The 7,315-nt window shown below is 73.1% G+C and carries 6 protein-coding genes; 1 reads left to right on the top strand and 5 read right to left on the bottom strand.

All coding sequences use genetic code 11. The annotated features are described in order from the left end of the window. Window positions 1-254: 254 nt before the first annotated feature. Window positions 255-1,310 carry a hypothetical protein gene (locus tag FM076_RS27715; protein ID WP_173873597.1) on the bottom strand — a complete coding sequence of 352 codons (1,056 nt, stop codon included), beginning with the start codon at window positions 1,308-1,310 and terminating at the stop codon, window positions 255-257. Window positions 1,311-1,380: 70 nt separating this feature from the next. Continuing rightward, complete coding sequence (locus FM076_RS27710) at window positions 1,381-2,070, bottom strand: nitroreductase family protein (protein WP_173873596.1); 690 nt, start codon at window positions 2,068-2,070, stop codon at window positions 1,381-1,383. A gap of 283 nt (window positions 2,071-2,353) precedes the next feature. Between FM076_RS27710 and FM076_RS27705 the strand changes: the two genes are divergently transcribed. Further along, on the top strand, window positions 2,354-3,970 hold the full coding sequence (locus FM076_RS27705; protein ID WP_173873595.1) for an ABC-F family ATP-binding cassette domain-containing protein: 1,617 nt from the start codon (window positions 2,354-2,356) through the stop codon (window positions 3,968-3,970). A gap of 252 nt (window positions 3,971-4,222) precedes the next feature. Here FM076_RS27705 and FM076_RS27700 read toward each other — a convergent pair whose 3' ends face one another. From FM076_RS27700 to FM076_RS27690, 3 genes are all read right to left on the bottom strand, one after another. Further along, on the bottom strand, window positions 4,223-5,425 hold the full coding sequence (locus FM076_RS27700; protein WP_173875060.1) for an ROK family transcriptional regulator: 1,203 nt from the start codon (window positions 5,423-5,425) through the stop codon (window positions 4,223-4,225). Window positions 5,426-5,499: 74 nt separating this feature from the next. Beyond that, complete coding sequence (locus tag FM076_RS27695; RefSeq protein WP_173873594.1) at window positions 5,500-6,369, bottom strand: ABC transporter permease subunit; 870 nt, start codon at window positions 6,367-6,369, stop codon at window positions 5,500-5,502. Beyond that, a partial coding sequence (locus FM076_RS27690; protein WP_243274656.1) for a carbohydrate ABC transporter permease occupies window positions 6,366-7,315 on the bottom strand: 950 nt, incomplete at its 5' end. The genes FM076_RS27695 and FM076_RS27690, both read right to left, overlap by 4 nt.

Genomic DNA, 7,315 nt, shown 5'->3' with positions numbered 1-7,315 from the left:
TAACGGCAAGACGGGTGGCGGGAACGGTGACAGGAGCGGGGGAGGCGCCGCGGTTCCGCGGCTCCCGCCCGGCCAACAGCGAGATGGCGGAGGCGCTGCGGCGGGCCGGCCTGGCCTGATCCGGCTGGCCCGCGGGGGGGGCGGTGGCTCGGTGTCGTGCCACCATCCCCGCGGCGTCCCCCGCTGCCGCGGTCGCCCGCTGCCCGCCGCCCGCACCCGGGCGGCGGGGCCGGGGCCGCCGCTCACCGGGACGGTCAGCTGTTCACGCCCGGCATGCGGCCGTTCTCGTCGGTGCCCGGGGCGGCGCCCGTCATGGTGTATTCGGAGCCGAGGAGCTTCGCCGTGCCCTTGGGCGGCAGATAGGCGCTGGACTGGTGCAGCCAGTCGACGAAGAAGGAGGGCCGGGAGGACGGGCCCGCGTAGACCTTCATGTCGTCGGACGGGTGGATGGTGGCCGACAGCTGGGTGCCCCGGTCGTGCTCCCGCACCTGGGTGGTGAAGACCGCGAGCGCGCCGCCGTCGCGGGTGCGGAGGGCGTGGACCTCCTCGTGGGCGGTCTCCCCCCGGCTGAAGACGGCCTCACCGGCGGGGCTCAGCAGCTTGTTCTGGGTCCTGGGCACCTTGCGTATCCAGCGGGTGGCCGCCGAGGAGCGGAACCCGGTGGCCTCGGTGGGGCCCGCGTCGTCGTAGAGGTCCAGCAGCGCGTCGGAGAGGCGGGAGGGTGCCAGGGCGCCGATCTTCTTGTCCGGGTCGGTCACCGGGAGGGCGAAGCCGTCCTTGTCCTTGGCGAGGCGCGGTGTCCAGGCCGAGTCGCTGTAGCTGCCCGCGACCATCCGCCAGCCCGCGGCCTTCTTCTCCATGACGAGGATGCCCGGGTACTTGCTCTTCTTGCCGCCCGGGTTCCTGGAGTAGGCGACCGTCACGAACCAGTCGGCGGTGCCCTTGCGCGGGATGTAGTACTCGCGGTTCACATAGCGGAAGGACTCCCGGTACTCGGCGAGCCGCTTCCTGGTCCAGTTCTTCTGCAGCCGGTAGGTGGCCTTGCTCTCCTGGAAGAGCGGACCGGCCTCGGCCCGGGAGAGGACCTTGGGGTCCGAGGTCTTGTTGGCCCGGTTGTTGATCTTCTCGTAGCGGTCGATGAGCCGGTCCGCCTGCGCGCGGGTGACGACTCCGGCCGCCGGCCGCCCGGCGCGGGCGGCGCCGGCCCGCCCGGAGTCGTCCCCGCCGTCCTGGCCGCCGCACCCGGCTGCCGCGAGAACCAGGCCGCCCGCGCAGGCCATGCCCGCGATCCCCCGTGCCCAACTGCGCATCTGCCATCCCTTCGGTCACTGTGGTGACCAGGAGTATGCACGGCCCCGCGGGTGGGTGGACGGCCGGGGGTCACAGCCGGATCATCACCTCTTCCAGGGATTTCCGCGTCAGGTCCGGCACCCGCGCGCCCGGCGCCGGGTAGCCGACCGGTATCACGTAGGCGCCGCGCTCCTCGGGCGGGCGCTCGCAGATCTCGTTGAGGAAGCGCATGGGACTGGGGGTGTGGGTGAGGGTGGCCAGGCCCGCCTGGTGGAGGGTCGCCAGCAGGAAGCCCACGGCGATGCCGACGGACTCCTTCGTGTAGTAAGGGCGCGGCGTGCGGGGGCCCTTGTGGACCTCGAAGACGACGATGACGGCGGGCGCGATCTCCAGGAACGGCTTGTGCTCGTCGGTGCCGAGGGGCGCGAGGGCGGACAGCCATTCGTCCGAGGCGCGGCGCCCGTAGAACTCGCGCTCCTCGGCCTCGGCAGCCTCCCGCAGCCGCCGCTTGCGGTCGGGGTCGGTGAGGACGACGAAGCGCCACGGCTGGACGTGGGCGCCGCTGGGCGCGGTGCCGGCGGTGCGGACGGCCCACTCCAGAACGGCTTCGGGGACGGGCCGGGAGTCGAAGTCGCGGACCGTGCGGCGGCGGGACATCAGCGCGTAGAACGACCTGGCACGGTCCTCGGCCTCGGGTGCGGGGACCTGGAGCGGCTTCAGCGGCACCGTCGGGTGGCGGTCGGCTCCGTGGTTCGGGCGGGGCTGTGTGGTATGGACCATGCCCGCAGCACAGCACATCGCCGTACGCCGGAAAAGCCTTGCGGACCATGACGGCGGCGCGTATCGTCCTGGGCGGCTCTGTCCCCGTCGATCGGAGAGGTCGTTGCTCGTCTGAGGTCCAAGACACCGTGTGCCCTCTGCTGTGCCACGCGTGTGACCTCGGAAGCGAGCCGGCCGTCTGTCCGGGCCTTTCTCTCTTCTGGTCTCCCCCTGAGGTGTCGTGCCCGGGGCTCGGTGTCTTCCGCACTGCTCACCGCCCGCCACGACGCGACAGGAGACCCCCATGTCCACCCACTCCCCCGCCCTCGGCTGCACCCGGCTGTCCTACTCCTGGGCCGACGGCACCCCGGTCCTCACCGATCTGGACCTGGCCTTCGGGCCGGGACGGACCGGTCTGATCGGGCTGAACGGCGCCGGGAAATCCACCCTGCTCAAGCTGCTCGCGGGTGAACTGCGCCCGGACGCGGGCACGGTGAAGACCACCGGCGAGGTGGCGTACCTGCCGCAGGACCTCACCCTCGACACGACGCTGCGCGTCGACCAGGCGCTCGGCGTCGCCGAGGCCCGGGCCGCGCTGCACGCGATCGAGTCGGGAGACGTGAGCGAGAAGCACTTCACCGCCGTCGGCGACGACTGGGACGTGGAGGAGCGGACGCGGGCGACGCTCGACCAGCTCGGCCTGGCCCACGTGGATCTCGACCGCACCCTCGGCGAGGTCTCGGGCGGTGAGTCGGTGCTGCTGCGGCTGGCGGCACTGCTGCTGGCCCGGCCGGACGTCCTGCTGCTGGACGAGCCCACCAACAACCTCGACCGGCGGGCCCGGCAGCGGCTCCGGGAGGCCGTCGCGGGCTTCCCCGGGGTGCTCGTCGTCGTCAGCCACGACCGCGAACTCCTCGGTCTCGTCGACCAGATCGCGGAGCTGCGCGGCGGCGAGGTCACCTGGTACGGCGGCAATCTGGCCGCGTACGAGGAGGCCGTGGCCGTCGAGCAGGAGGCCGCCGAACGGATGGTGCGCGCGGCCGAGACGGACGTACGGCGGCAGAAGCGCGAACTGGCCGAGGCCCGCACCCAGCTGGCCCGGCGGGCACGGCACGGCGCCAGGGCCGCCGCCGGCGGGGGCCAGCCGAAGATCCTGCTGGGCGCGCGCAAGCGGAAGGCGCAGGAGACGGCGGGCAGGCACCGGGGGCTGCACGAGCAGCGTCTGGAGGAGGCCGAGGACCGTCTGGAGGAGGCCGCCGAACGGGTCCGGGAGGACGAGGAGATCCAGGTGGAGCTGCCGTCCACGGCGGTGCCGCGCGGACGGCAGGTCCTCACCCTGGAGGAGGCCGAGCTGCGGACCGGGGCGCGCGTGACGCTGCGGGTGGACGGGCCGGACCGGATCGCGCTGGTGGGGCCGAACGGAGCGGGCAAGACGACGCTCCTGCGGACGGTCGCGGGGGAGCTGGCACCTGCCTCCGGCCAGGTGCGCACCCATGTTCCGCTGCGGTATCTGCCGCAGCGGCTGGACGTCCTCGACGACACGCTGTCGGTGGCCGAGAACGTGGCCGCGCTCGCGCCGGAGGCCACCAACCAGCAGATCCGCTCCCGGCTGGCCCGGTTCCTCTTCCGGGGCGCGCGCGCCGACCGGGCGGTGGGCACCCTCTCGGGCGGCGAGCGGTTCCGTGCCACGCTCGCGGCCGTGATGCTCGCCGAGCCGGGACCACAGCTGCTGATGCTGGACGAGCCCACCAACAACCTGGACCTGGCGAGCGTCCGCCGGCTGCGCGAGGCCCTGGCCGCGTACGAGGGCGCACTGGTCGTCGCCAGCCACGATCTGCCGTTCCTGCGGGAGCTGGGGATCACCAGGTGGCTGGAGCTCTCCGGGGGCGGGCTGCGGGAGGCGGACCCGGAGGAGCTGTAGGGCTGGGCCACCGTCGCCTGCTCCAGCAGCTGTGGGAGCCGCGGTCCGCGCCGGGCGTCGGTCTCCCCGGCACGCCCGGCGCGCACGGCGGTGGCGAACCCGCGCCGCAGCACCGGCCGGCACTCCTCGTGGTCGAGGAAGGCGGTGTCGAGGACCAGTTCCTCCCCCCCGTCCCGTACACCTCGATCCGGGTGCGGGACCCGGGTCCAGGGTGCGGTCACGGTGGTGTCCTCCCGCGGTGGTGGGGCCGGCTCACCCGGTGAGGGCGGCCAGGCGGGCGTCGGCGCGGTCGGGGGCGTAGAGGTCCTCGACGACCATGGCGGCGGCGCCGACGAGGCCCGCGCGGTCGCCGAGCCGGGAGGTGACGACGTGCAGATGGGCGGTGGTGCGGGGCATGGCCCGCTGGTAGAGCAGCTCGCGGACGCCGGTCACGAACGGGGTGCCGGCCAGGTCGCCGGCGATCATCAGCACGCCGGGGTTGAGCAGGGTGACGACGGTGACCAGCACCTCCCCCACCCGCCGTCCGGCCTCGCGGGCCAGCCGTACCGCCTCAGGCCGGCCCGCGGCCAGGTGCGCGCGGACCCCGGAGCCCGAGGTGGTGGGCACCCCCGCCGCCGTCAGCTGCTCGGCGAGGGCCCGGCCGCTGGCGACGGCGGCCAGGCAGCCGTGGTGGCCGCACATGCACAGCGCGTCGGGGCAGTCGTGCACCCGGATGTGCCCAATGTCGCCCGCGCCGCCGTCGATGCCCCGGTAGGGCCGCCCGTCCACGACGACGCCGGCCCCGATCCCGGTGGCGACCTTGACCAGCAGGAAGGCGGCGCAGTCGGGGTGCCCGGCGCGCTGTTCGGCGTACGCCATGAGGTTGGCGTCGTTGTCGACGAGGACGGGCACCGGGTCGCCGGGGCGGACGTGCGCCGCGTACGCCTCCTGCATGCGCCGCGGGATGGGGTAGCCGTCCCAGCCGGGCATGATGGGCGGCTGGACGACGACGCCGGTGGCGACGTCCACGGGACCGGGCACGGACAGGCCGATCCCGCACACGAGGGAGGGGTCGGTGCCGCACTCCTCCAGCAGCGCGGCGAACCACCGGCCGAGCCGGTCGAGCACCTGCTCGGGCCCCTCTCCTATCACCAGCTCGCCGGAGTGCTCCGCCAGCACGCCCCCGGCCAGGTCGAGGACGGCGGCCCCGGCGTGCCGGGTCCCGAGGTCGGCGGCGAGCACGACGGCGTGCCCGGCGTCGAACTCCAGCCGGGCCGAGGGGCGCCCGCCGGCCGGTCCGGCCACCGGTTCGGTCTCGCCCTCGCGCAGCCAGCCCGCCGCGAAGAGCTGGTCGAGGCGGTGGCCGACGGTCGACCGGGACAGCCCGGTGGCCCGCTGGAGGGCGCCGCGTGTGGTGGCCCGGCCCTCCCGGATGAGCCGCAGCAGGTGGCCCGCGCTCGACTGGTTGCCGGTCATACCGGTCATGCTCTCCTCAGCTCTGGTCGGCGGCCGGCGCCGGCCGCTGGTCGCGGCCCGCGCCGGCGTGTCCGTCAGCCCTTGTCCGCGCCGCTGGTCAGCCCCTCGGTGAGGAGCCGCTCCGCGGCGAAGAACAGCAGGACGACGGGGATGGTCAGCACCACCGATCCTGCCATCAGCACGGTCTTGGAGACCTCGATGCCGCCCGCGAGCTGCTGGAGGCCGAGCGAGACCGTCCACTTCTGAGGCCGGGCGGCCAGGAAGAGCAGCGCGAAGAGGAACTCGTTCCAGGCGATCATGAAGATGTACAGCCCGGTCGCCATCAGGGACGGTGTGGCCAGCGGGAGGACGACCTTGCGCACCGTCTGGAGCCGGGTGCAGCCGTCCAGCGCCGCCGCCTCTTCGAGGGAGTCGGGGATGGTGACGAAGTAGTTCTTCATCATGTAGATCGACACCGGCACGGTCTGGGCGATGTAGACGATCGCGAGCCCGACCAGGCTGCCCTGGAGGCCCATCTTCGCGAACATCACGAAGAGCGGGACGGCCAGCAGCGTGGCCGGGAAGAGGTAGACCGCGAGGAAGAGGGCGCTGACCTGCCTGCCGCCGAAGAACCTGAGCCTGCTGACCGCGTAGGCGCCGGGAATGGCCGCGAGCAGGGTCAGCGCGACCGTGCCGAGCGAGACGAGCGCGGAGTTGGCGAGCATGCGCCCGAACCCCTGGCCGCCCGCGGAGCCGGGCCTGAGCACTTCCCGGTAGGTGCTGAGGGTGAAGTCGTGGGCGCTCACCCACAGTTGACCCGGGTTCAGGAGCAGCACGCCGATGGGCTTCACCGACAGCAGCAGCATGTAGAAGAAGGGCGCCAGGGTGATCAGGGCGAGGAAGGCGATCACCACCCGTCGGAGCACGCCGAAGAGGCGCTCCTCGAACCGCGCGCGGCTCCTCACTCCTCCTCCTCCTGGACCCTCTTGGCGAAGAACGCGAAGTAGACGCCGAGCAGCGCCATGAGCACGACGGCGAGCACCAGGGCCTGGGCCGCTGCGGCTCCCACGTCGAAGCGGGCGGTGAGGAAGTCGTACACGCGCACGGCCACCACGTCGGTGCCCGAGCCGCCGCCGGTGAGCAGGTAGACGTCGTCGAACTTGTTGAACGTCATGATGAAGCGCAGCACGCACAGCAGCGCGATGACCGGCATCAGCTGCGGCAGCAGGACGTACCGGAAGCGCTGGGAGGGGGTGGCGCCGTCCACCTTCGCGGCCTCCTCCAGCACCTCGGGCACCGCCTGGAGGCGGGCCAGCAGGAAGAGGAAGGCGAAGGGGAAGTAGCGCCAGGTCTCGAACGCGATGACGGTCAGCAGCGCGAGCGGGAGGTCGAAGTGCGCCCCGAGGACGGAGACCTCGAAGGAGCGGGTGGACAGGAAGGCGATCGGGTCGTCCCAGCCCAGCAGCTTGCCGCCCCACTCGTTGACGATGCCGAACTGCGGGCTGAGCGCGGTCTCCCACACGAACGCCACGGCCACCACGGGTGCCACGTACGGCAGCAGCATCGAGCCGCGCAGCAGGCCGCGGCCGCGGAAGGGCCTGCGCAGCGCCAGGGCCGCGACCAGTCCCAGGACGACGGAGCCCGCGGTGGCGCCGACGGTGTAGAGCAGGGTGGTCCACAGGCTGGTCCAGAAGCCCGGCGAGGAGAAGACACCGGAGAAGTTGTCCAGCGTCCAGCGGCCGAACAGGCTCATGCCCTGGATGTCCACCAGCCGCGCGTGCTGGAAGGCCAGCAGCACGGTCCACAGGATCGGCAGGACGACGACCACCAGGACCACGACGAAGGTGGGGGTCACGAAGGCCAGCCCGGCGCGGTTCTCCCGGGGCCCGCGCCGGTCAGCGGGCGGCGGCG

It is taken from the genome of Streptomyces albus subsp. chlorinus (genome assembly GCF_013302895.1).
Taxonomy (GTDB): domain Bacteria; phylum Actinomycetota; class Actinomycetes; order Streptomycetales; family Streptomycetaceae; genus Streptomyces; species Streptomyces chlorinus.
Note: the sequence above shows the minus strand (reverse complement) of the source record. Positions and strands in the feature narration are given on the sequence as shown.